Source organism: Pseudomonas rhodesiae, from assembly GCF_007858255.1.
In the GTDB taxonomy this organism is placed as follows: Bacteria; Pseudomonadota; Gammaproteobacteria; order Pseudomonadales; family Pseudomonadaceae; genus Aquipseudomonas; species Aquipseudomonas rhodesiae.
The window spans coordinates 34,573-55,824 of sequence record NZ_VFEU01000014.1; the positions used below are offsets into that span (position 1 = coordinate 34,573).

General features: G+C 61.1%; 21 protein-coding genes. 9 read left to right on the plus strand and 12 right to left on the minus strand.

What is annotated here, in order from left to right; genetic code table 11:
• Window positions 1–74: 74 nt before the first annotated feature.
• From FIV35_RS19400 to FIV35_RS19425, 6 genes are read right to left on the minus strand one after another with little or no spacing between them, the layout of a single operon-like run.
• Window positions 75–1,589 (minus strand): ABC transporter substrate-binding protein, encoded by a 1,515-nt coding sequence (locus tag FIV35_RS19400; protein WP_034137437.1) that lies wholly within the window; start codon window positions 1,587–1,589, stop codon window positions 75–77.
• Window positions 1,590–1,621: 32 nt separating this feature from the next.
• Window positions 1,622–2,593 carry an ABC transporter ATP-binding protein gene (locus FIV35_RS19405; RefSeq protein WP_034137436.1) on the minus strand — a complete coding sequence of 324 codons (972 nt, stop codon included), beginning with the start codon at window positions 2,591–2,593 and terminating at the stop codon, window positions 1,622–1,624.
• Complete coding sequence (locus FIV35_RS19410) at window positions 2,590–3,546, minus strand: ABC transporter ATP-binding protein (RefSeq protein WP_034137435.1); 957 nt, start codon at window positions 3,544–3,546, stop codon at window positions 2,590–2,592. Before FIV35_RS19410 ends, FIV35_RS19405 begins: the two co-directional genes overlap by 4 nt.
• Entirely contained in the window at window positions 3,543–4,400 is an 858-nt protein-coding gene (locus FIV35_RS19415; RefSeq protein WP_034137434.1) for an ABC transporter permease, read from the minus strand. Before FIV35_RS19415 ends, FIV35_RS19410 begins: the two co-directional genes overlap by 4 nt.
• Entirely contained in the window at window positions 4,397–5,344 is a 948-nt protein-coding gene (locus tag FIV35_RS19420) for an ABC transporter permease (protein WP_034096523.1), read from the minus strand. Before FIV35_RS19420 ends, FIV35_RS19415 begins: the two co-directional genes overlap by 4 nt.
• Before the next feature lie 3 nt (window positions 5,345–5,347).
• On the minus strand, window positions 5,348–6,235 hold the full coding sequence (locus tag FIV35_RS19425) for a proline iminopeptidase-family hydrolase (protein WP_034096522.1): 888 nt from the start codon (window positions 6,233–6,235) through the stop codon (window positions 5,348–5,350).
• Window positions 6,236–6,418: 183 nt separating this feature from the next.
• Between FIV35_RS19425 and FIV35_RS19430 the strand changes: the two genes are divergently transcribed.
• Together FIV35_RS19430 and FIV35_RS19435 are read left to right on the plus strand one after the other, a co-directional pair.
• A complete protein-coding gene (locus FIV35_RS19430; protein WP_034137433.1) occupies window positions 6,419–7,183 on the plus strand; it encodes a LuxR family transcriptional regulator in 765 nt (254 codons plus the stop codon).
• 95 nt (window positions 7,184–7,278) lie between these two features.
• On the plus strand, window positions 7,279–8,211 hold the full coding sequence (locus tag FIV35_RS19435; RefSeq protein ID WP_034137432.1) for a proline iminopeptidase-family hydrolase: 933 nt from the start codon (window positions 7,279–7,281) through the stop codon (window positions 8,209–8,211).
• 36 nt (window positions 8,212–8,247) lie between these two features.
• Here FIV35_RS19435 and FIV35_RS19440 read toward each other — a convergent pair whose 3' ends face one another.
• Entirely contained in the window at window positions 8,248–9,750 is a 1,503-nt protein-coding gene (locus FIV35_RS19440; protein WP_034137431.1) for a nucleobase:cation symporter-2 family protein, read from the minus strand.
• A gap of 159 nt (window positions 9,751–9,909) precedes the next feature.
• On the opposite strand from FIV35_RS19440, the gene FIV35_RS19445 reads away from it, so the two are divergent.
• Window positions 9,910–10,743, plus strand: a complete 834-nt coding sequence (locus FIV35_RS19445; RefSeq protein ID WP_034137430.1) for a nucleoside-binding outer membrane protein — start codon at window positions 9,910–9,912, stop codon at window positions 10,741–10,743.
• Between the two features lie 229 nt (window positions 10,744–10,972).
• Here the strand turns inward: FIV35_RS19445 and punC are convergent, their stop codons facing one another.
• Window positions 10,973–12,157 (minus strand): purine nucleoside transporter PunC, encoded by a 1,185-nt coding sequence (gene punC / locus FIV35_RS19450; protein WP_034137429.1) that lies wholly within the window; start codon window positions 12,155–12,157, stop codon window positions 10,973–10,975.
• A 122-nt stretch (window positions 12,158–12,279) separates the two neighbouring features.
• Here punC and punR point away from each other — a divergent pair, with 122 nt between their 5' ends.
• The gene (punR, locus tag FIV35_RS19455; RefSeq protein WP_034096516.1) at window positions 12,280–13,203 is read left to right on the plus strand and encodes a DNA-binding transcriptional activator PunR; all 924 of its coding nucleotides are present in this window, start codon (window positions 12,280–12,282) and stop codon (window positions 13,201–13,203) included.
• On the opposite strand, the gene FIV35_RS19460 is transcribed toward punR, so the two are convergent.
• Window positions 13,175–14,353: an aspartate aminotransferase family protein gene (locus tag FIV35_RS19460; RefSeq protein WP_034137428.1), complete on the minus strand. Its 1,179-nt coding sequence runs from the start codon at window positions 14,351–14,353 to the stop codon at window positions 13,175–13,177. The genes punR and FIV35_RS19460 overlap by 29 nt on opposite strands.
• Window positions 14,354–14,455: 102 nt before the next feature.
• Here FIV35_RS19460 and FIV35_RS19465 point away from each other — a divergent pair, with 102 nt between their 5' ends.
• Window positions 14,456–15,361 (plus strand): LysR family transcriptional regulator, encoded by a 906-nt coding sequence (locus FIV35_RS19465; protein WP_034096514.1) that lies wholly within the window; start codon window positions 14,456–14,458, stop codon window positions 15,359–15,361.
• Here FIV35_RS19465 and FIV35_RS19470 read toward each other — a convergent pair.
• Window positions 15,358–15,981 carry an HAD family hydrolase gene (locus FIV35_RS19470; protein ID WP_034137426.1) on the minus strand — a complete coding sequence of 208 codons (624 nt, stop codon included), beginning with the start codon at window positions 15,979–15,981 and terminating at the stop codon, window positions 15,358–15,360. The genes FIV35_RS19465 and FIV35_RS19470 overlap by 4 nt on opposite strands.
• 213 nt (window positions 15,982–16,194) lie before the next feature.
• Window positions 16,195–17,391: an enoyl-ACP reductase FabV gene (gene fabV, locus FIV35_RS19475; RefSeq protein WP_034137425.1), complete on the minus strand. Its 1,197-nt coding sequence runs from the start codon at window positions 17,389–17,391 to the stop codon at window positions 16,195–16,197.
• A gap of 308 nt (window positions 17,392–17,699) precedes the next feature.
• Here fabV and FIV35_RS19480 point away from each other — a divergent pair, with 308 nt between their 5' ends.
• From FIV35_RS19480 to FIV35_RS19495, 4 genes are all read left to right on the plus strand, one after another.
• Window positions 17,700–18,524, plus strand: coding sequence for an aspartyl/asparaginyl beta-hydroxylase domain-containing protein (locus FIV35_RS19480; protein ID WP_034137424.1), 825 nt, complete (start codon window positions 17,700–17,702; stop codon window positions 18,522–18,524).
• Between the two features lie 147 nt (window positions 18,525–18,671).
• Window positions 18,672–20,045, plus strand: a complete 1,374-nt coding sequence (gene ppnN, locus FIV35_RS19485; RefSeq protein WP_034096510.1) for a nucleotide 5'-monophosphate nucleosidase PpnN — start codon at window positions 18,672–18,674, stop codon at window positions 20,043–20,045.
• Window positions 20,046–20,208: 163 nt separating this feature from the next.
• A complete protein-coding gene (locus tag FIV35_RS19490; RefSeq protein ID WP_034096509.1) occupies window positions 20,209–20,466 on the plus strand; it encodes an AbrB/MazE/SpoVT family DNA-binding domain-containing protein in 258 nt (85 codons plus the stop codon).
• A complete protein-coding gene (locus FIV35_RS19495; protein ID WP_034137423.1) occupies window positions 20,463–20,858 on the plus strand; it encodes a type II toxin-antitoxin system VapC family toxin in 396 nt (131 codons plus the stop codon). The genes FIV35_RS19490 and FIV35_RS19495 overlap by 4 nt, the downstream gene beginning before the upstream one ends.
• Before the next feature lie 7 nt (window positions 20,859–20,865).
• On the opposite strand, the gene FIV35_RS19500 is transcribed toward FIV35_RS19495, so the two are convergent.
• Window positions 20,866–21,195, minus strand: a complete 330-nt coding sequence (locus FIV35_RS19500) for a YXWGXW repeat-containing protein (RefSeq protein WP_034096507.1) — start codon at window positions 21,193–21,195, stop codon at window positions 20,866–20,868.
• Between the last annotated feature and the right edge of the window lie 57 nt (window positions 21,196–21,252).

A 21,252-nucleotide genomic window follows, 5' to 3' on the forward strand; every position in this document is an offset into this window, starting at 1 on the left:
ACTGACACAACTGGAACAAAATGTGGGAGGGGGTTTGCCCCCTGCCACATTTGCATTGCGCGGTTCCCTGATTATTAGTTTTTCACCACTTCCTCAAGGGTGAAGCGGCCCAGCGGGTTTTGCAGGAAGTTGCTTATGTTCTTACGTGAGATGTTGATGTAAGGGCTGTAGTACAAGTCGATCCAGTTCACGTCCTGTTTCGCCAGTTTCTGCAGTTCCACATACATCTGCTCGCGCTTGGCCGGGTCAGCTTCGATGCGGGCTGCGGCTACCAGGTCCTTGACCTTGTCGTTCTTGTAACGGGTCATGTAGTTCTGGTTGGTGTCGTGCCCCAGCACGAAGGTGGTTTTCTGGTCCGGGTCGAGGATGTCGTTGGTCCAGTACATCACAGAAATATCGTACTCACCGTCCACCAGCATCTGCCAGCTCTGGGTCGGGTCGACCTTCTGCAGGTTGGCGGTCACGCCGACCTTGGCCAACTGATCCTTGATGATCACCGCAATCTGCTCGTCGGCTTCGTTGCCGGCATTGACCACATAGTTAAGCTTCAAGTCCTTGGCGCCGGCCTGCTCCAGCAGCTTTTTGGCGGCGGTAGGGTCGTAGGGGCGTTGCAGGTTGTTGGCGTAGTGGTACAGCGAGCCTTTTGGGATGTAGGAATAGGCCACGGTGCCTTGTCCGTACGTGACGGTTTTGACCAGCGATTGCTTATCGATGGCCATGTCCAGCGCCTGGCGCACTTCCGGCTTGGCCAGCAGGCCGTGGGCATGGTTGATCAGCAGGTGATCTTCGCGGGTGGATGGGTCGGCGTGAACCACCACGTTTTTGTCTTTCTTCAGTTCTTCAACCCGGGAGAACGGCACGAAGATCGCGGTATCGAGTTCGTTGTTCTGCACCATGCGCATACGGGTGTTGTCGTCGGTCACCGAGACCCACTCCACGCCGTCCAGGCTGACGTTTTTAGCTTGCCAGAAGTTCGGGTTCTTCTTGAGGATCACCCGATCGCCCTTGCGCCACTCTTCCACAGTGAACGCACCCGACGTCACCGGATTTTCCGAGTAGGCGTCTTCGCCCATGGAGGTCATGGCTTTTTCCGACAGGATCGACACCGTCGGCGAAGCGAGCTGGGACAGGAAGGCCACCGCCGGGGTCTTGAGGGTGACGACCAGGGTTTTCGGGTCGGCGGCTTTCGCGGTGTCGATCAGGCTGAACGGGTCGCTCCACAACGAGGCTTTGTTGTCGCGGATGCGCAACAGGCTGAAGGCGGCGTCGGCGGCGGTGATCGGCGAACCATCGGAGAATTTCGCGTCGCGCAGGGTGAAGGTGTAAGTCAGGCCGTCCTTGGAAATGTCCCAGCGTTCAGCCAGGCCCGGTTCCATCTTGGTGCCCAGGTTATCCACGCGCACCAGGGTGTCGTAGACATTGGCGAACACCCAGGTATCGCGGTTCTGCGCACTTTTGATCGGGTCAAAGGTGGTGCTGTCTTCACGGCAACCAATGGTGAGCACACCGGCGGCCTGGGCGAAACCGGCGGTCAGCGACCAGGCAGTCAACGTGGCGGCGGCGAGTAACTTCAAGTGGCGGGATTGCATGTCATAACTCCTTGTTCATGAATGGCAGAGGGTTAAAGCAAAGGCGTTTCAAGCACGCAACTGTACCGATGCTCGTGCAGGTGATGGGTAGGCGGCAACGCCACGGAACACATTGCCCGCGCATGCCGGCAACGGGGGTGGAAGGCACAGCCGGTCGGCAAATTCAGTGGGCTTGGCGGCTCGCCCGGCAGGGGTTCGGTCGGCAATGGCCGCTGCGGGTCGATCTCGGGAATCGCCTGGATCAACGCCGCCGTATACGGATGACGCGGTGCACTGAACACCGCTTCCACCGGCCCTTCTTCGACGATCTTGCCCAGATACATCACCGCCACGCGGTCGCACAGGCGCCGCACGATGGCCAGGTCATGGGCGATAAACAGGATCGCCAGGTTCATTCGCTGTTGCAGTTCCAGCAGCAGGTTGATGATCTGGCCTTGGATCGACACATCCAGCGCCGCCACGCATTCATCGGCGACGATCAAACGCGGCTCCACCGCCAGCGCGCGGGCGATGCCGACCCGTTGGCATTGACCGCCGCTGAGAGCACCGGGTTTGCGCGTAGCCAGTTCAGGTCGCAGGCCCACCAGGTCGAGCAGTTCATTGACCCGCGTCGGAATCTGCGACGCGGCGACCTTGCGCTGCACCCGCAACACTTCGGCCAGGGTCTCGCCAATGCTGTGCCGTGGATTGAGCGCGGCGTACGGGTCTTGGAAGATCATTGCGGTTTCATGGCGCAGGCGCGTGATGTCGACGGCGCTGGCGTGGGCCATGTCGACACCATCGAACACCACCTGCCCGGCGCTGATGGGGTTGAGGTGCAGAATCGCCCGGCCCAGGGTGCTCTTGCCGCTGCCCGACTCGCCCACCAGGCCCAGGGTTTCGCCGGCCGCCAGGTTCAGCGACACACCGTTCACCGCCCTCACCCACTGCTTGTTCAGCCCGAACACGCCGCTGCCGGACGCCGCGAAGCGGACTTCCAGGTCCTTGATCTGCAACAGGCTCATGGGCGGTCTCCCAAGGGGTAGTGGCACGCCACCCGCGCGCCATGGGGCAACTGCTCGGTGCATAACGCGCCCACTTGCGGGCACCGCGGGCTGAAGCGGCACCCGGCGGGCAATGCGTCGAGCAACGGCGGCTGGCCGGGGATGGTACGCAGCAAGGCGTGGCCACTGCTGTGGGCCGGCTGGCAGTCGATCAGGCCGGCGGTGTACGGATGCTGTGGATGCGCCAGCACCTCGTACTTGCTGGCGTGCTCGCACAAACGCCCGGCATACATCACTGCGATGGAGTCGCAGGTTTGCGCCACCACGCCGAGGTCGTGGGTGATCATGATGATCGACAGGCCGCGCCGGTCGCGCAGGTCCAGCAGCAGACGCAGAATCTGCGCCTGCACGGTCACGTCCAAGGCAGTGGTCGGTTCGTCGGCGATCAGCACCTTGGGGTTGCAGCCCAGTGCCACGGCGATCATCGCGCGCTGACGCATGCCGCCGGAGAATTCGTGGGGGTAGTTGTCGACGCGGGCCTGCGGATCGGGAATGCCGACTTGGCGCAGCACCTCGACGGCCTGACGACGCGCGTCCTTTTTCGACGCGCCCTGATGCAACCGAATGCCCTCGGCGATCTGCTCACCGACGCGCATCAAAGGGTCCAGGTGGCTGCTGGGGTTCTGGAAAATCATGCCCAACTGCCCGCCGCGCACCGCGCGCATGTCGGCCTCGCCCATGGCCAGCAGGTCCTGACCGGCCAGGCGCAGCGCGCCGCCCTGCACGCGCAGGTTAGGCGATGGCAGCAGGCGGATCAGGCCACGACAGGCCATGGTCTTGCCCGAACCGCTTTCGCCCACCAGGCCGAGAATCTCGCCTTCGGCCAGGTCGAACGAGACACGGTCCACCAGGGTCACGTCATGCCCGGCGTTGTTGGCGATCACACTCAGGTCGCGTACCTGCAACAGGCTCATGAGCGGTCCCCCAGGATCTGCGCCACACCGTCGGCCAGCAGGCTGAAGCCCATGGCCAGGGTCACGATGGCCAGGCCGGGAAAAGTGCAGATCCACCACGCTGTGGTGATAAACGCCTGGCCTTCGGCAACCATGGTGCCCCACTCGGCGGTCGGCGGTTGCACCCCCAGGCCCAGGTAGCTCACGGCTGCGCCATTGAGCAGCACCAGCACCGCATCGGACATGGAAAACACAATCGAGCCGAACATCGCATTGGGCAGCAGGTGCCGAAACAGGATGCGCCCGTGGCCAAAGCCCAGGCTCTTGGCGGCCAAGGCGAAGTCGCTTTCCTTGAGCACCAGGATCTGCGAGCGGATCAACCGCGCGTAAGACACCCAACCCACCAGCGCCATGGCGATATAGAAGCTCTTCAGGCCCGGACCGAGGATCGCCATGATCGCCAGCATCAACACCAGGAACGGGAACGCCAGAATCACATCGATCACGCGCATGCACACGCTGTCGAAACGCCCGCCGATATAGCCCGAGACCGCACCGATAAACGTGCCGATGAGAAACGGGAAGATCACCCCGACCACCGCCAATTGCAGATCGATGCGCGCGCCCCAGATAACACGCGAAAGGATGTCTCGACCGTAGTTATCCGTGCCAAATGGATGGGTCAGACTGGGCGCCAACAGGCTCAGATCGGTGTTCTGCGCAATCGGATCGTACGGCGCGATCCACGGCGCAAACAGCGCCAAGCCAAGCCACACGCCTAAAATCAGCAGGCCCCACGCGGCCGTCAACCGGCCATTGCGCAAACCGAATCGTAGCCGCAGGCGCCACGGGGCAATCAGGGGGCGGCTACTCATTGCATTTTTACCCGTGGGTCGAGGGCGACGGTCACCAGGTCGGCGACGAAATTGACCAGCACGGTAGCGCACGCCAGCACCATTGCCACGCCCTGCACCACCATGTAATCGCGGGTAAAGATGCCGCGCACCAGCAACTGGCCGATGCCGGGAATGGCGAACAGGCTTTCGATGACCACCGTGCCGCTGATCAGCCAGCCAATATTGACCGCCAGCAAGTTGACCGCCGGTACTAGGGAGTTGGGCAACACATGCCGACGAAACACCGCCGCCTCCGACAGCCCACGCGCCCGGGCGGCGGTGACGTGGTCGGCCTGCAGCTCCATCAACATGCTCGCACGCAGGTTGCGCACCAGCACCGCCGACAACGCCAGGGCGATGGTCAAGCACGGCAACACCATGTGGTGCGCCTTGTCCAGCCAGGTACGGCCGTAGCCGGAGACCGGGAACAGCCCCCATTGCACGCTGAGCAGCAGGATCAGCATCAAGCCCAGCCAGAACGCCGGCATGCCCAGGCCGACGGTGGTGAAGACACGAATCAGGTTATCCGCCCAGCCGCCCTTATGCCGCGCGGCCACGCTGGCCAGCGGCAGCGCGATCAGCAGCGCCAGCAATACGCTGCCGAGCACCAGCATCAGGGTCGGTTCGATCCGGGTCACGATCAGTTTCAGCGCATCGACCTTGTATAACAGCGACTGGCCGAGATCGCCCTTGAGCAGGTTCTTCAGGAAGTAGAAATACTGCAGCCACAGCGGCTGGTCGAGGCCGTACTGGGCGCGGATTTTCAACAGCGCATCGGGTGTGCTGCGCGAACCCAGCAGCGCCCGCGCCGGATCGCCGGGAATCGAGCGCACCAGCACGAACGTGATCACGCTGATGCCAAACAGCACCGGCAGCAGTTGCAGCGGCCGGTACAGCACGAAACGGTAACGCGCCAGGTTCATCCGTCAGCCTCGATGGCGAGCGAGAAAGTCCAACAGCACCGGGAAGTATGCCTGGGGTTCTTCGTAGAACGGCATATGGCTACTGTTGGGGAAGACATGCAATTCGGCGTGCCGGGCCGCCATTTTCATGCGCATGGCGCAGGCCGGCGTGAGTTCGTCGTGCTGGCCGGTGGTGATCAGCATGGGCATCGTGAAGTCGGCCATTTCAGGGATGCGGTTCCAATCCTTGAGGTTGCCGACGTAGAGAAACTCGTTGGGGCCCTGCATGGTTTCATAAGGCCCCATGTTCCAGTCGCCGAGGGAGCGCTTGACCGGCTCGGGCCATTCGTCCAGACGGCACACATGGCGATAGTTGAGCAACGTGATCGCGGCCTGATACTGCGGGTGATCGAGGGTGCCCATGGCTTCGTGGCGTTGCATCATGGCCACGGTTTCGCTGCCCAGGGCACCGCGCAGGCGCTCCAGTTCCTGGGACAGGTGCGGGATATCGCCGACGGTGTTTTCCAGGATCAGGCTTTTGAGCGCATCGGGATAATGAATGGCGTATTCGATGCCCAGCCAGCCGCCCCAGGAATGGCCAAGCAGATGCACGCGGCCCAGGCCCAGGGCCTGGCGCACGGTTTCGACTTCTTCGACATAACGGCGGATTTCCCACAGGGAAACATCGGTCGGTCTGGCTGATGCCCCCGTGCCGAGCTGGTCGAATGCGACCACTCGCAGGTTATGCTCCTTGAGCCAGCCATGGGCGTCGCGCAAGTAGTCACACGGCAGGCCGGGGCCGCCGTTGAGGCACAACAGCACCTCATCGCCCTGGCCAAAGCTGTAGACCACGAGGTTATGGCCATCGACTTGCACGTTGTACCGCTGGTCGGGGGCAATTTCACGCCACATGCATACATTCCTTGTGTGGTATCGGCCTGGCAGGTCGCGGCCGTTTATTAGGCCAACACTACCGAGGATGCCGTGCGTCCATAACCTAGTATTTCTTATAGGTTTGGCCTGGCAGTCCTTCGCCGGGGCGTGGCATTCTACTTGGCGCAAGTCGAGATTCAAATGAAAACGGGAGCAGAACGGATGCTGACCAAGCTAACTGCATTCAACGACCGTCTGATGCCGGGCAGGAGCCTGGATGAACAGATGGACAACACTTTCATCCTCGCCCGACAACTGGGCTTCGATGCCTTGGTGTATGACTACACACCGGTGCCGATGGACCAGAAGGGCGCGTTGATCACCCCTTCGGTCTTGGAACTGCGCAACACCCCGCCGGACTGGCACGCCTTATGGTGCAGCGAAGGCTTCTATCAGATCGATCCGGTGCAGCACCTGGCGCTGAGCACAGTGTCGCCGTTTGTGTGGTCCTACGACGTCAAAGCCGATACCCCGCTTAAGAAGGTCATGGACCCCTGCCATGCGCCAGTGTCTTCCTACCTGCACGACCAGCAACTGACCTGCGGGGTCAGTGTGCCGATCCATTTGCCCCGAGGCGGTTTTGCCTCACTGACCGGCCTGCGCGTCGGCAAGACCCGCGCGGTGCTGCGGGATGCGCAACACACCCTGGCGGATTTCAGCTTGATCACCCATGCCTTGCAGGAAGCGGCCTACCCGCTGTTCGGCAAAGAACTGCGCAGCTACCCGCATATCCGCCTGACCAAACGCGAACGCGAGTGCCTTAAATGGGCCGCCGAAGGCCTGACCGCGGCGGAAATCGCCACCCAGTTGAGCCGTTCACTGGCCGTGGTGACCCTGCACCTGGCCTCGGCGATGCACAAACTGGGGGCCAAGAATCGCGTACAGGCCGTGGTGCGCGCTACCCATTACCGCCTGCTGGAAGACTGATCCGCCGATAAAACCTAGCTGTTTTGCTAGTTACCTAAATGTGCGCGGCGGCTTATCGTGACCCTGATCCTTTTTTTCAAAGAGCAGGGTACGAAATGGAATTCATCGAAAAAATCCGCGAAGGGTATGCGGCGTTCGGCGCCTACCAGACCTGGTACCGCGTCACCGGTGACCTGAACAGCGGCCGCACGCCGCTGGTGATCATCCACGGTGGCCCCGGCTGCACCCATGACTACGTCGACGCCTTCAAGGACGTCGCGGCCAGTGGCCATGCCGTGATCCATTACGATCAACTCGGCAACGGCCGCTCCACCCATTTGCCAGATGAAGATCCATCCTTCTGGACGGTCGAACTGTTCCTCGCCGAGCTGAACAACCTGCTGGACCACCTGCAGATCAGCGATAACTACGCGATCCTGGGTCAGTCCTGGGGCGGCATGCTTGGCAGCGAACACGCGATCCTGCAGCCGAAGGGCCTGCGCGCGTTTATCCCGGCCAACTCGCCGACCTGCATGCGTACCTGGGTCAGCGAAGCCAATCGCCTGCGCAAACTGCTGCCTGAAGGCGTGCACGAAACCCTGCTTAAACACGAAGCCGCCGGCACCTACCAAGACCCGGAATACCTCGCCGCGTCGCGGATCTTCTATGACCAGCATGTGTGCCGGGTCAACCCATGGCCGGAAGAAGTGGCCCGCACCTTTGCCCAGGTCGATTCGGACCCGACGGTGTACCACGCCATGAGCGGACCCACCGAGTTCCACGTCATCGGCAGCCTGAAGGATTGGAAATCGATTGGCCGTTTGTCGAAGATCAACGTGCCGACCCTGGTGATCTCCGGCCGCCACGACGAGGCCACACCGCTGGTGGTCAAGCCGTTCCTGGATGAGATCGCCGATGTGCGCTGGGCGCTGTTTGAGGACTCCAGCCACATGCCCCATGTGGAAGAACGCCAGGCGTGCATGGGGACTGTGGTGAAGTTTTTGGACGAAGCGTGCGCAGTACCGCACGCAACACGCAAGGCAGGTTGAGTTGAGTGTGGGAGCAAGCGGGCTTGCTCCCCCCCTTCACACCTCGGAAGTCTCAGGCGTTGACGGCTGCCTTGCCGGTTCAGCCATCAGCGGAATCTCTTTGCCCTCGGCATCAAACAGCTTGCCGCCCCTGAAGTAATCCCCATCCCGCAGCGCCGCCACATCGTGGAAGCACAGGCTGCGTTCGGTCCCCGCGACAAACACCGACTGCTGATCCGAGTTGCCGGCGGTGAAATGGTTGAACGCCAGGTTCAGCAGGATCGCCATGATCGCCGACGAACTGATGCCGGAATGGAAAATGGTCGCGAACCAGCTGGGGAAGTGATCGTAGAAGCTCGGTGCGGCGATGGGGATCATGCCGAAGCCAATGGAAGTGGCGACGATGATCAGGTTCATGTTGTTGCGGTAATCCACCTTGGACAAGGTGCGAATCCCACTGGCCGCCACCGTGCCAAACAGCACGATCCCGGCTCCTCCCAGCACCGATGTCGGCACTGCGGCAATCACCCGGCCCATAAACGGCAGCAATCCGAGAATCACCAGGAATAGCCCACCGGTGGCCACTACAAAACGGCTTTTCACCCCGGTGACCGCCACCAGGCCGACGTTTTGGGCAAAAGCGCTTTGGGTAAACGAACCGAAAATCGGCGCGAACATGCTCGACAGCATATCGGCGCGCAGGCCGTTGCCCAAGCGTTTGGAATCGACCTTGGTGTCGATGATTTCACCCACGGCCAGGATGTCCGCCGAGGTTTCCACCAGGGTCACCATTACCACGATGCACATGGAAATAATCGCGGCGATGTGAAAGGTCGGCATGCCGAAATGGAACGGCGTGGGGAAGCCGAACATCGGCCCTTGGGCGACGCCCGAGAAGTCGGCCATGCCCAGCAGCACCGCGATCAGCGTGCCGATCACCATCGCCAGCAGGATCGATAAACGCGAAATAGTGGCGCTGCCGATTTTGCTCAGCAGCAACACCAGCACCAGGGTCAACGCTGCCAGACCGATATTGGACATGCTGCCGAAATCCGCCGCGCGGCTGTTGCCACCCATGGCCCAGCGCGCCGCGACAGGCATCAGGGTCAGGCCGATGGTGGTGATGACAATACCGGTGACCAATGGCGGAAAAAACTTGGTAATCCGCGAGAACACCGGCGTGATCAGCAGCCCGATCAAGGACGCGGCCATCACCGCCCCCAGGATCGCCGGTATACCGCCCGCTCCGTCACTGCCAACGATCGCCACCATGGTGGCCACACCGGCGAACGACACGCCTTGCACCAGTGGCAACTGACAACCGAAAAATGGCAGGCCAAGGGTTTGCAGCAGAGTCGCCAAGCCACCGGCAAACAACGACGCAGCGATCAGCAGGCCGATATCCGCCGGCGATAAGCCGGCCGCTTGGCCGACGATCAACGGGACGGCAACGATGCCGCCGTACATGGTGAGTACATGCTGCAGGCCATAAGCCATATTGGCCGCGACGCCGAGATTCTCATCTTCTGGCCGCTGCGGTGACGCCTTCGGGGTAGTCATGGTGAGGGGTTCTCTGTTTTTGTTGTGGGGCCACTGTATGCAATCCTAGGACTGGATGTCCATAGAGTTGTATACAATCATTCAGACAAGATACCCTCCGCCGGCGTTACAAAAACCATTCGGCCGTGATGAGCCGCAACGCCAAAGGACACAAAAACAATGAAAAAGGCATTACAGGGCGCTACCGTCGCACTCACTCTGCTGGGCGGCGGGGAGGCTGTCGCGGTGGAGTGGATGAACAACAGCGTAGGATTTCGCTACGGCCAGCAGTTCACCAACCCGAACAACCCCGATGAATTCAGCAAGCGTATCTACAGCTTCACCCACGCCAGCGGCTACCGGTACGGCAGCAACTTCCTCAACCTGGATGTGTTTCTGTCGGACAGCCGCGACCCGCGCAAGGGCACCGATCACGGCGGCAGCGAGGTGTACGCGGTGTACCGGCACCAGCTCTATGCGTCGCGGGTATTCGACAGGCCGCTGGGCACGGGTGCGATCAAGGATTACGCCCTGACCCTGGGCTTCGACGCCAACCGCAATAACAACTTCGCCTCCGCGAAGAAACGCGCGCTGGTGATCGGCCCGACCGTAAAATTCAATACTGTCGGCGTATTGGACCTGAGCCTGCTGTATTACAAGGAGCGCAACCACACAGGCATTCCCGGCGCCCAGGAATCCGACCACACCTTCGACGACACCTACATGCTTAACCTGACGTGGATGCGCCCGTTCGAGATCGCCAACCACGGGGCGAAATTCCAAGGGTTCATCAATTACGTCGGGGCTAAAGGCGAGGACTACCACGGCCGCGATACCGCTGCCGAAGCGCTGATGCGCACCGCGTTGATGGTGGCCGTGCGACCGGGCAAGAGCGTCAAACCGAACCTGTACCTGGGCGTGGGTTACGAGTACTGGCATAACAAATTTGGCGTGGACGGCGGGCGCGGCAGCCGCACCTCCACGCCGACCGTGAATATGGAAATCACCTTTTAATCACGGGTGCTGCTGTGAGTCAGACACACCGCATTCGCAGCCATTAGGGCCGCTGCGCAGCCCAACGCAGGGCAAGCCTGCTCCCCACAAGGAAGCAGCCCCCCCGCAAGTTGTGGTGAGCGGGCTTGCCCCGCGCTGGGGCGCGAAGCGGCCCTGTCTCCAGACACTGCGGTGTGCCAGGCATAAACGGTTTACAGGCTTTGGGGCAGCCGCTGCGCAGGGTCCTCTTTCAGTTCAGCTCTGTCACCAGCTCGGCGCGATTGGCCTTCGGCCGGGCCAGCCAATATCCCAACACCGCCAACGGCGCGGTCGCCAGCATCACGATCACGGTGATCATTAGCGGATGCTCGAGCATCGATGACACCAGCAGGCTGCTCACAAAGCACAACCCCAGTTGCAGGGTGTTTTGCAGCGCTGCGGCCTTGCCGGAATTTTCCGCAAAGGGCATCAGCGCATTCGCCACCACGATGGGGTAACTGGCACCGTTGCACAGCGCCATCAGGCAGAACGGAATCAGCAAGGTGGTCAGGGTCGGCACGGTCAACGTGGCAACCAGGTACAGCGCGCCCATGCTCACGCAGTAGGCCAGCAACAACCACGGCAGCAACGTTTTGCCCGGCAGATGCTGCAAGGCGCTGCGACAGCTGTAGCCGCCGATCAGGAACGCCAAGGTCGGCAGCACATAACTCAAACCGATATCGTTAGGGCTGTAGCCCATGCCGCCGAGGATAAAGGGAGAGGCCGTCAGCCAGGCGAAGAAACTGGCCGAGCACGCGGCAAAGATCATCACATTGCCGCTGAACACCCGCGATTTAAGCAACTGCCCATAACCCAAACGTGCCGACGCCTGTGTCAGCCGTTTCGGCACGCTGCGCAGGAACAAGGTGGGCACCAGCAGCACCAGCGACACACCCAACAGCACGCCGAAGATTGCCTGCCAGCCCAGATGATTCAACACCACCGCTCCCAACAACGGCGCCAAAGCCGGCGACAGCGACATCAACGGCATGATGCTGGCAAATACGCGGTGGGCCTTATCGGCGGGGTAGCGATCGATCACCAGTGCCTGCCAACTCACGGCGGCGGAACACACCCCAACCGCCTGGATAAAGCGCAGGGCCAGCAGTTGCGCAGCGCTGTCGACCCAGAACATCCCGACGCAGCCCAGCACAAACAGGCTCAGGCCCGCGAGCAGGATTGGCTTGCGTCCTAGCCGGTCGGACAGCGGCCCCCAAATCAACTGCCCCAGCGCAAAACCTGCGAGGAATACGCTCAAGCTCGCGCCAACCGCGCTCGCGCTGATCTGCAAGTGCTGGCCCATGGCGCCGAACGCCGGCAAGTACATGTCCATGGCGAGATAACCGAGCATGCTCAGGCCCGCTAGATACCCGGTGAAACCAAACGAATTTTTCATTGAAGCCTTGCTGACATTGCCATCAAACTATTTGCTGACTAGCGCCCATTATGAAGCTGACAGCTTCTGTGTGAAGCGATAATAATTGGGCACTCTTATCAATATTTTTGAAGGCAATAGCCATGTGGTCCGAATATTCTCTGGACGTGGTAGACGCAGTGGCCCGCCATGGCAGTTTCAGCGCCGCCGCTCAGGAATTGCACCGCGTACCGTCAGCCATCAGCTATACGGTGCGTCAGTTGGAAGAATGGCTGGCGGTGCCGTTGTTCGTGCGACGTCACCGTGACGTGGAGCTGACCCCCGCCGGCCGACTGTTTATCGACGAAGCTCGGGGGGTGATGAAGAAAATGCTCGGTACGCGGCGCTTGTGCCAGCAGGTGGCCAATGGCTGGAGCGGCCAGTTGAAGGTGGCAGTGGACTCCATCGTCAAGCCCCAGCGCTGCCGGCAACTGGTGCTGGATTTCTATCGACAGTTCCCCGAGGTGGAATTGCTGTTGGAATACGAGGTGTACAACGGCGTATGGGATGCCCTGGCCGACGAGCGCACCGACATTGTGATCGGCGCCACCAGCGCGGTGCCGGTGGCCAGCCACTTTACCTTCCGCGACATGGGCCTGTTGAACTGGCTGTGCGTGGTCAGCGCAGAACACCCGCTGGCGAGGGCTGAAGGCTTGCTCAACGACGACCAGTTGCGCCCCTTCGCTTCGCTGTGCATGACCGATACCTCGCGCAACCTGCCCAAGCGCGATACCTGGACCCTGGATAACCAACGGCGCCTGGTCGTGCCCAACTGGGCGTCCGCCATCGATTGCCTGCGCGACGGCCTGTGTGTCGGCATGGCGCCGGCACATCAAGTGACGCCGTGGATCGAACGCGGCGAGCTGGTAGCGCTGCGACTCACCCGCCCCTTCCCCGCCAGCCCGTCCTGCGTGGCCTGGGCGCAGAACAAGCTGTCCCCGGCCATGGCGTGGTTGCTGGAATACCTGGGTGACACCGAAACCCTCAACCAAGAATGGCTCAATGGCCCTGATCCAATAACCGGCTAATGGCCCGCACGATCATCTCGACTTCCTTGCCGTCCAGGGTCAGCGGCGGCAGCAGGCGGATGATCTTGCCCCGCGTCACATTGATCAGCAGCCCATGTTCCTGGGCGGCGCGCTGGGCCAGGTCGCGATACGGGTTGGCCAGTTCGATGCCGATCATCAAGCCCTGCCCGCGAATCGCCAGCACCTGGGGGTGTTCCGCCAGCTCCACGCGCAGCCGCGCCAGCAAGCGTTCGCCCTGTTGCGCGGCGTTGTGCAGCAAGCCCTGCTCTTCGATGATGTCCAGCACCGTGCAGCCCACCCGGCAAGCCAGCGGGTTACCGCCAAACGTGCTGCCATGACTGCCCGGCGTGAACAAGCGCGCCACACCCGCCCGCGCCAGGCAAGCTCCGATCGGCACGCCATTGCCAAGGCCCTTGGCCAAGGTCATCACGTCCGGCACGATGCCTTCATGCTGGAACGCGAACCACGCACCGGTGCGACCGATGCCGGTCTGGATCTCATCGAGCATCATCAGCCAACCGTGGGCGGTGCAATGATCGCGCAGGTCACGCAAATAGCCGGGCGGCGCGGGCAGTACGCCACTTTCGCCCTGGATCGGCTCCAGCAGCACAGCCGCGATACGTGCGCCGTGGGTGCGGGTGATCGCCTCAATGGCGGCCAAGTCACCGAACCGGACCTTGAGAAAATTCCCCGGCAAGCGCTGAAACCCAAGGCGTACCGACGGCCCGTCACTGGCCGCCATGGTGCCCAGGGTGCGCCCGTGGAAAGCGTTCTCCATCACCACGATCAACGGCTCTTCGATACCCTTTTTCCAGCCGTGCAAGCGCGCCAGTTTGAGCGCGGTTTCGTTGGCTTCGGCACCGGAGTTGTTGAAGAACGCGCAATCCAGGCCGGACAGCTGCGCAAGACGCTGGGCCAGGCGTTGTTGCCAGTCGATGCTGTAGAGGTTGGAGGTGTGCAACAACAGACCGGCCTGCTCGCTGATGGCCGCCACCAGGCGCGGGTGGGAATGCCCGACATTGGTCACCGCCACACCCGCCACCGCATCGAGGTACTCGCGACCCTGCGGGTCCCACAGACGCGTGCCCAGGCCACGGGCGAAGCTCAGGGCCAAGGGTTGGTAGGTGGTCATCAGGCAGGCGGCGGTCATGGTGCGGGCTCCAAGTCATCAGGTTGATGGTCCCAGTATCGTTAGCCACCTGAGCTGGATAAACTGCGCATTTGTGCAATGACTTTAAATCAGGGCTTGATAATGGATCTGTTCCAGGCAATGTCGGTGTACGTAAAAGTGGTGGAGACCGGCAGCATGACAGCGGCAGCCCACGCCTGCGGCATGTCGACCACGATGGTCGGCAACCACCTGCGAGCCCTGGAACAGCGCCTGGGAGTCAGCCTGCTCAAGCGCACCACGCGCAAGCAGAGCCTTACGGAGTTCGGCGGCCAGTATTACCAACGCTGTCTGGAGGTGCTGGGGCTGGTGGCCGACTCCGAACAACTGGCCGAACAAGCCCACAGCGACGTGCCCAGAGGCACCTTGCGCATCACCGCCCCACCCGCCTTCGGCACCGAGCGCCTGGCGCCGGCGTTGAGCGAATTCTCCCAACGTTATCCGCAGATCAAGCTCTATGTGGTGCTCAGCAACCAGCGCATGGACCTGGTCGACAGTGGCTTCGACGTGGCGATCCGCCTGGGCGAGTTGGAACCGTCGAGCCTGATCGCCCGGCCCATGCAGGACTACACCATCACCCTCTGCGCTTCGCCGAGCTACCTGGCGCGACGCGGCACGCCGACCAAGCCCGAAGACCTGCAACAACACGACTGCCTGGCATTCGCCTATCCGTCCACCGACGACTGGCGCAACGCCGACAAGCTCTGGCGTATGACGGGAGCGGACGGCGAAGTGGAAATCCCGGTGTCCGGATCGTTGACCATCAATAGCTCACAAGCCCTGCGCCAAGCGGCGGTGCAAGGCATGGGCATCGTGATGCTGCCCGATGCGCTGGTCCAGCCCGATCTGCACAGCGGCAAACTAGTGGCGTTGCTGACCGACTATCAATTGCCCAGCCGCCCCATGCATGTGCTGTACGGCCAGGATCGTTATCGCCTGCCCAAGTTGCGAGCGTTTGTCGATTTTGTGATGGAGAAATGGGCGCGCTAGAAGCCCACGCCCAATTCACGCAACCGTGCCGATGTCTGCTCGGCCGATACATGATGAATGCCCTGCCAACCCAGAGCGCTGGCGGCTTCGGCGTTGTCGGCCACGTCATCGATGAACACCACTTCGCTCGGCTGGATATCGGCCAGATGGGCACGCACCTGCGCGAGGCTGGCGTGGTAGATCGCCGGGTCGGGTTTGATCAGCTTCACTTCGCCAGACACGACGATGTCACGCAAGCACTGCAGGAACGGGTAGTGTTTACGAGCATAGGGGAAGGTTTCGGCCGACCAGTTGGTGAGCCCGAACAAGGGCATGTTTGCGGTGTGCAAGGCCTGGAGAATCGCCACGCCTTCAGGCAAAGGGCCGCGCAGCATTTCGTGCCAGCGGTCGTAATAGGCCGTGATCAAGTATCTATGCTGGGGGTGTTGATCGATCAGGATTTGCGTGGCTTCAGCCAGCGGCCGCCCCGCATCTTGTTCGGTATTCCAGGCCTGGGTGCAGATGTTATCCAGGAACCACTGCCGTTCGTGATCGTCGGCAATCAGTTTGCGGTAGAGGTGATGCGGGCTCCAATCGAAGAGAACACCGCCGAAATCAAAAACTACTGCACGAATCGTCATCAGATCCTCCGTTGGCTTGGCTTGGCTTGATAGCGGGAGGAGTCTGGCAGATTTGAAGGGAGGGAAAGGCGCGCTGAAGCGTAAGAAACCTCTGAAACGCACACAAATCAAAGTGGGAGGGGGCTTGCCCCCGACGGCGGTAGCTCAGCTACAGCTGAGCTGTCTGACGCGACGCCATCGGGGCAAGCCCCCTCCAACATTTTTAACCGCGCTTTAGGCTTGGATCAGACCGTTGATCTTCACCGTCGGGTTCACGTCAGCCTCGTAGTCCACACCCTCGACTTCAAAGCCGAACAAGCGCAGGAACTCCGCCTTGTAGCCGGCAAAATCGCTGATCTCGTCGACGTTTTCATCGGTCACCTGGTTCCACAGCGCCGCCACGGCGTCCTGGACTTTCGGCTCCAGCTCAGCCAGGTCGGCACGCAGGCGGCCGTCGGTGTCGAGCTTCGGTGCCTTGCCGTACAGGCTGTCCTTGAACAGGCCGTAGACCTGCTCGATGCAACCTTCGTGGGTGCCCTGCTCTTTCATCACTTTAAACAGCAACGACAGGTACAGCGGCATGATCGGAATCGCAGAGCTGGCCTGGGTGACAACCGCCTTGAGTACCGAGACGCGGGCGTCGCCCTTCAATGCCGCGAGGTTTTCACGCAGGGTCAGGACTTTCTTGTCCAGGTCTTTCTTGGCTTCGCCAATGGAGCCGTTCCAGTAGATGTCCTGGGTCAGCTTTTCGCCGAGGTAGGTGAACGCGGTGGTCTTGGCGCCTTCGGCCAGTACATCTGCGTCACGCAGGGCGTCGATCCACAGTTGCCAGTCTTCGCCACCCATGACCTTCACGGTGCCGTCGATTTCTTCCTGGGTCGCCGGCTCCAGGGTGGTGTCGACCACTACGCCCTTGTCGGTGTTGATACCACGCAGGGTCACGGCCTTGCCGATCGGCTTGAGCGTGGAGTTGTAGACTTCACCGGTCTTCGGGTCGGTACGGCGTGGCGCGGCCAGGCTGTAGACCACCAGGTCGATCTTGCCCAGATCTTTCTTGATGGTGTCGATGGTCAGGCGCTTGATCTCGTCGGAGAACGCGTCGCCGTTGATGCTCTTGGCGTACAGGCCTTTTTCGACGGCAAACTTCTCGAACGCAGCGCTGTTGTACCAGCCGGCCGAACTCAGCTTGCCTTCTTCGCCTTCTTTCTCAAAAAACGCGCCCAGGGTATCGGCGCCGCAGCCAAACGCGGCACTGATGCGCGCGGCCAGGCCGTAGCCGGTGGAAGCACCGAGAACCAGCACCTTCTTCGGGCCGCCTTCGATGGTGCCGTGTTGAGTCACGTAGTCGATCTGCTCTTTGACGTTCGCCTCACAGCCAACAGGGTGAGCGGTCACACAGATGAAGCCACGAACCCGCGGTTTGATGATCATAAAATTTCTGCCTCTTCCAAGGTGCCGAAGGCCAGTGGTAGCCATTCAACTTCAATCGTACCGGTCTATGACGTCCAAAAAACCGAAGCGTCACGATAGTCGCAAATCTTGCGTTTACAAAATCCAATGCACGGGATCCTGCGGGGTTAAAAACTGTGTAAAGCCTTCACAATTTCGCACTATTTAAAATGCCGATGGGGCGGCAAACGCCTTATGATGACGCAAATGTTTCAACATGTTTCAAAAACCACCACTCGCGGCCACGGATACGGACCTGTCGAATGGCGTCCTGCTGGAGCTTGAGTGTCATGAATAAGTCTGCGTTGCGTAAAAAAGCGGTGTCTGTTGCCTGGGTCATCGGCGTGTTGCTGTTTATGGGAGTGTTTCCCGTGACCACCGTGGTCTTTCTAAGCCTGGTGCTGGTCTGCGGGATCTACGATTTCCTGCGCAACGGCCTGTATGACGCGCCCACCGTCAAAAAGTACTTTATCGGCAGCGGCCGCAACACGTGGTTGCTGGCGCCGTTCAACACCCTGTTCGACCTGCTGAGTTCGCGCAATCGCCATGTCTATACGATGCGTGACTTGCCGCCTGCCTGGCGCGAGGAACTGCAACAGGTGATCGACGATGCCATGGCCCACAAGGATGAAATCATCGGTTATCTGGATGAGCGCATGGCCGAGAAGAAACGAGGCATGTTGTTTTTCCAATGGTACGGTCGGCCGATCGAAACCACGCTGAACATCCCGCAACTGCGGCAAAAGCTGCCGTTCGTGAAAACCATCGGCGTGTCGGTATTCAACGAGAACCGCTCCACGTCTTTTCACTTCGGCCCGCTGCGCATGATGTTCCGCGTGCTCTACAACATGGCACCGGCGCCCCATCACGATGGGGTGTATATCCAGGTGGGCGAGCACAAGCACTACTGGCATGACGATCCGCTGTTTATCTTCGATGACACCCTGATGCACGCGTCCTTCAACAAAAACGACGCCAAGCGCTACTGCCTGTTTATCGACATTGTGCGGCCGACCCCGCTGCCGGCGGTGCTTAACGCCGTGATCGCCGGGTTTGCCGCCATGGTCTTTACCCTGCGTCGGGTTTTCTACAAAAACTGGAAGCTGATCGAGTAAGTTCTGCGGCATGATGGTGCTGGACGGTGTTTGCGCTCGGCCGTGTGGCTGAGGTAAAAACCGTCTCGTGCGACCGTGATCGGCGCCCACCTTTCTCAAGCCATCGCCCCCCAGGGGCTGCGGTGGCTGCGCTTTCAAGGAATCAGAATGCCCCAACGTCAAGTCATCAATGCCTCCGTCAGCCCCAAGGGCAGCCTCGAAACCCTCTCCCAACGCGAAGTCCAGCAACTGAGCGAAGCCGGTACCGGCAGCATCTACACCCTGTTCCGCCAATGCGCCCTGGCGATCCTCAATACCGGCGCGCATATCGATAACGCCAAGACCATCCTCGACGCCTACAAAGACTTTGAAGTGCGCATCCACCAGCAGGACCGTGGCGTGCGCTTGGAATTGCTCAATGCCCCGGCCGACGCCTTCGTCGATGGCGAAATGATCGCCAGCACCCGCGAGATGCTGTTCAGCGCCCTGCGCGACATCGTCTACACCGAGAACGAGCTGGACAGCCAGCGCATCGACCTGAGCAACTCCCAGGGCATCACCGACTATGTGTTCCATCTGCTGCGCAACGCACGCACGCTGCGTCCGGGCGTGGAACCGAAGATCGTGGTGTGCTGGGGCGGTCACTCGATCAATACCGAAGAATACAAATACACCAAAAAAGTCGGGCACGAACTCGGCCTGCGCAGCCTGGACGTGTGCACCGGCTGTGGCCCAGGCGTGATGAAGGGCCCGATGAAGGGCGCGACCATTTCCCACGCCAAGCAGCGCATCACCGGCGGGCGTTACCTGGGCCTGACCGAGCCAGGCATCATCGCCGCCGAAGCGCCGAACCCGATCGTCAATGAACTGGTGATCCTGCCGGACATCGAAAAACGCCTGGAAGCCTTCGTGCGCGTGGGCCACGGCATCATCATCTTCCCAGGCGGCGCCGGCACCGCTGAAGAATTTCTGTACCTGCTGGGCATCCTGATGCACCCGGATAACCGCGATGTGCCGTTCCCGGTGATCCTCACCGGGCCACAACAGGCCGCGCCGTATCTGCAACAACTGCACGCGTTCGTCGGCGCCACCCTTGGCGAAGCGGCGCAGGCGCACTACCAAATCATCATCGACGACCCGGCCGAAGTGGCCCGTCAGATGAACGCCGGCCTAAAGGAGGTGAAGCAGTTCCGCCGCGAGCGCAACGACGCCTTCCACTTCAACTGGCTGCTGAAGATTGACGAAGGCTTCCAGCGCCCGTTCGATCCGACCCACGAGAACATGGCCAGCCTGCAACTGAGTCACGCCCTACCGCCTCACGAACTGGCGGCGAACCTGCGTCGCGCGTTCTCCGGGATCGTGGCGGGCAACGTGAAGGACAAGGGCATCCGCCTGATCGAAGAAAATGGGCCGTACGAGATCCATGGCGATCCGGCGATCATGAAACCGCTGGATGAACTGTTGAAAGCATTCGTGGCCCAGCACCGCATGAAACTGCCCGGCGGCGCCGCGTATGTGCCGTGTTATCGCGTGGTGCAGTAAGCGCGTTCATAGTTTGTATTGCTTTGGCGCCGGATCGGGTGTGCGAGCGTTAAAAGTTCGGACTAGGTTTTGACCTACCCCACTTTTAGCTTGAGCAGAACACGCTATGGACCAACGGACCTTGTCCTCCATCATTCCTTACCTTAGGGTAAGGAATACCCCGATGGAGCTCTTTGCTATGGCCACCGCCACCCTCACCTCTAAAGGACAAATCACGATCCCCGTGCAAGTCCGTACCGCCCTTGGCCTGGAAACCGGCGACCGCGTGGAATTCGTCGAGATGGAAGACGGCCGGTTTTCAATCGTTGCAGCGAGTAAAACCGTTCGCGATCTGAAGGGACTGATCCCAATGCCAGCCAAAGCGGTCTCGCTCGATGACATGAACCAGGCCATCGCCGCGCAGGGAGCTAAAGCTCGATGATCGGGTTGGATACCAATGTCTTGGTGCGCTACATCACCCAGGACGACCCGGTTCAGTCCGCTCAGGCGTCCGAATTGATCGAATCCCTCACTACAGTGTCTCCAGGGTTTGTCAGCCTGGTGTCGGTAGTGGAACTGGTGTGGGTCCTGCAGAGCTGCTACGCGTGCGCCAAGCGTGACGTGGTCAGCGTGCTGGAAACCCTGCTGCGCACCCGCGAGTTGACCCTGGAACATGCCGAAGTCATCTGGCAGGCGCTACGCAAGTTCAGCGTCGGCAAGGCCGATTTCGCCGACTGCCTGATTGAGCGGTGCGCCCATGGGGCCGGCTGTGAATACACCGCGACCTTTGACGCTAATGCCGCCAAGGCAGCCGGCATGAAGCGCCTGGGCTGAGCCGGGCTCAACGCACCCAGCCACCAATCTGCCAGTGAAAGCCATCACTGCGCTGCACCCAATGCGGATGCACATAGCGATAGCCTTCGCGCACTGGCTCCCAGTGGCCATGGACCGCCACATAGCGACCGCCCTCCCAACGCCAATAGCCGCGAGACCAGATATAGCCATAACGTGCCGGCGGTTCGACTTCGACCACTTGCACCGGCGGCGGCTGCGGCGCCACCACCTCGACATATTCCCGTTGCACCGGTCGGCGCTCATGCACCACACGCTCTTGCACACACCCGGACGCAGCCACGACCACCGCCGCCAATGCCGCATAACGTAGCAACATACAAACCCCTCGGGCGTAAGCGCCCAACACCTGCCGCTGTCAAAAATCCCCCCGTTG

Bases quoted from the DNA above. Each gene is read 5' to 3' on its own strand.
- FIV35_RS19400 (WP_034137437.1), bottom strand. From the start codon at position 1,589: ATGCAATCCCGCCACTTGAAGTTACTCGCCGCCGCCACGTTGACTGCC.
- FIV35_RS19405 (WP_034137436.1), bottom strand. From the start codon at position 2,593: ATGAGCCTGTTGCAGATCAAGGACCTGGAAGTCCGCTTCGCGGCGTCC.
- FIV35_RS19410 (WP_034137435.1), bottom strand. From the start codon at position 3,546: ATGAGCCTGTTGCAGGTACGCGACCTGAGTGTGATCGCCAACAACGCC.
- FIV35_RS19415 (WP_034137434.1), bottom strand. From the start codon at position 4,400: ATGAGTAGCCGCCCCCTGATTGCCCCGTGGCGCCTGCGGCTACGATTC.
- FIV35_RS19420 (WP_034096523.1), bottom strand. From the start codon at position 5,344: ATGAACCTGGCGCGTTACCGTTTCGTGCTGTACCGGCCGCTGCAACTG.
- FIV35_RS19425 (WP_034096522.1), bottom strand. From the start codon at position 6,235: ATGTGGCGTGAAATTGCCCCCGACCAGCGGTACAACGTGCAAGTCGAT.
- FIV35_RS19430 (WP_034137433.1), top strand. From the start codon at position 6,419: ATGCTGACCAAGCTAACTGCATTCAACGACCGTCTGATGCCGGGCAGG.
- FIV35_RS19435 (WP_034137432.1), top strand. From the start codon at position 7,279: ATGGAATTCATCGAAAAAATCCGCGAAGGGTATGCGGCGTTCGGCGCC.
- FIV35_RS19440 (WP_034137431.1), bottom strand. From the start codon at position 9,750: ATGACTACCCCGAAGGCGTCACCGCAGCGGCCAGAAGATGAGAATCTC.
- FIV35_RS19445 (WP_034137430.1), top strand. From the start codon at position 9,910: ATGAAAAAGGCATTACAGGGCGCTACCGTCGCACTCACTCTGCTGGGC.
- punC (WP_034137429.1), bottom strand. From the start codon at position 12,157: ATGAAAAATTCGTTTGGTTTCACCGGGTATCTAGCGGGCCTGAGCATG.
- punR (WP_034096516.1), top strand. From the start codon at position 12,280: ATGTGGTCCGAATATTCTCTGGACGTGGTAGACGCAGTGGCCCGCCAT.
- FIV35_RS19460 (WP_034137428.1), bottom strand. From the start codon at position 14,353: ATGACCGCCGCCTGCCTGATGACCACCTACCAACCCTTGGCCCTGAGC.
- FIV35_RS19465 (WP_034096514.1), top strand. From the start codon at position 14,456: ATGGATCTGTTCCAGGCAATGTCGGTGTACGTAAAAGTGGTGGAGACC.
- FIV35_RS19470 (WP_034137426.1), bottom strand. From the start codon at position 15,981: ATGACGATTCGTGCAGTAGTTTTTGATTTCGGCGGTGTTCTCTTCGAT.
- fabV (WP_034137425.1), bottom strand. From the start codon at position 17,391: ATGATCATCAAACCGCGGGTTCGTGGCTTCATCTGTGTGACCGCTCAC.
- FIV35_RS19480 (WP_034137424.1), top strand. From the start codon at position 17,700: ATGAATAAGTCTGCGTTGCGTAAAAAAGCGGTGTCTGTTGCCTGGGTC.
- ppnN (WP_034096510.1), top strand. From the start codon at position 18,672: ATGCCCCAACGTCAAGTCATCAATGCCTCCGTCAGCCCCAAGGGCAGC.
- FIV35_RS19490 (WP_034096509.1), top strand. From the start codon at position 20,209: ATGGAGCTCTTTGCTATGGCCACCGCCACCCTCACCTCTAAAGGACAA.
- FIV35_RS19495 (WP_034137423.1), top strand. From the start codon at position 20,463: ATGATCGGGTTGGATACCAATGTCTTGGTGCGCTACATCACCCAGGAC.
- FIV35_RS19500 (WP_034096507.1), bottom strand. From the start codon at position 21,195: ATGTTGCTACGTTATGCGGCATTGGCGGCGGTGGTCGTGGCTGCGTCC.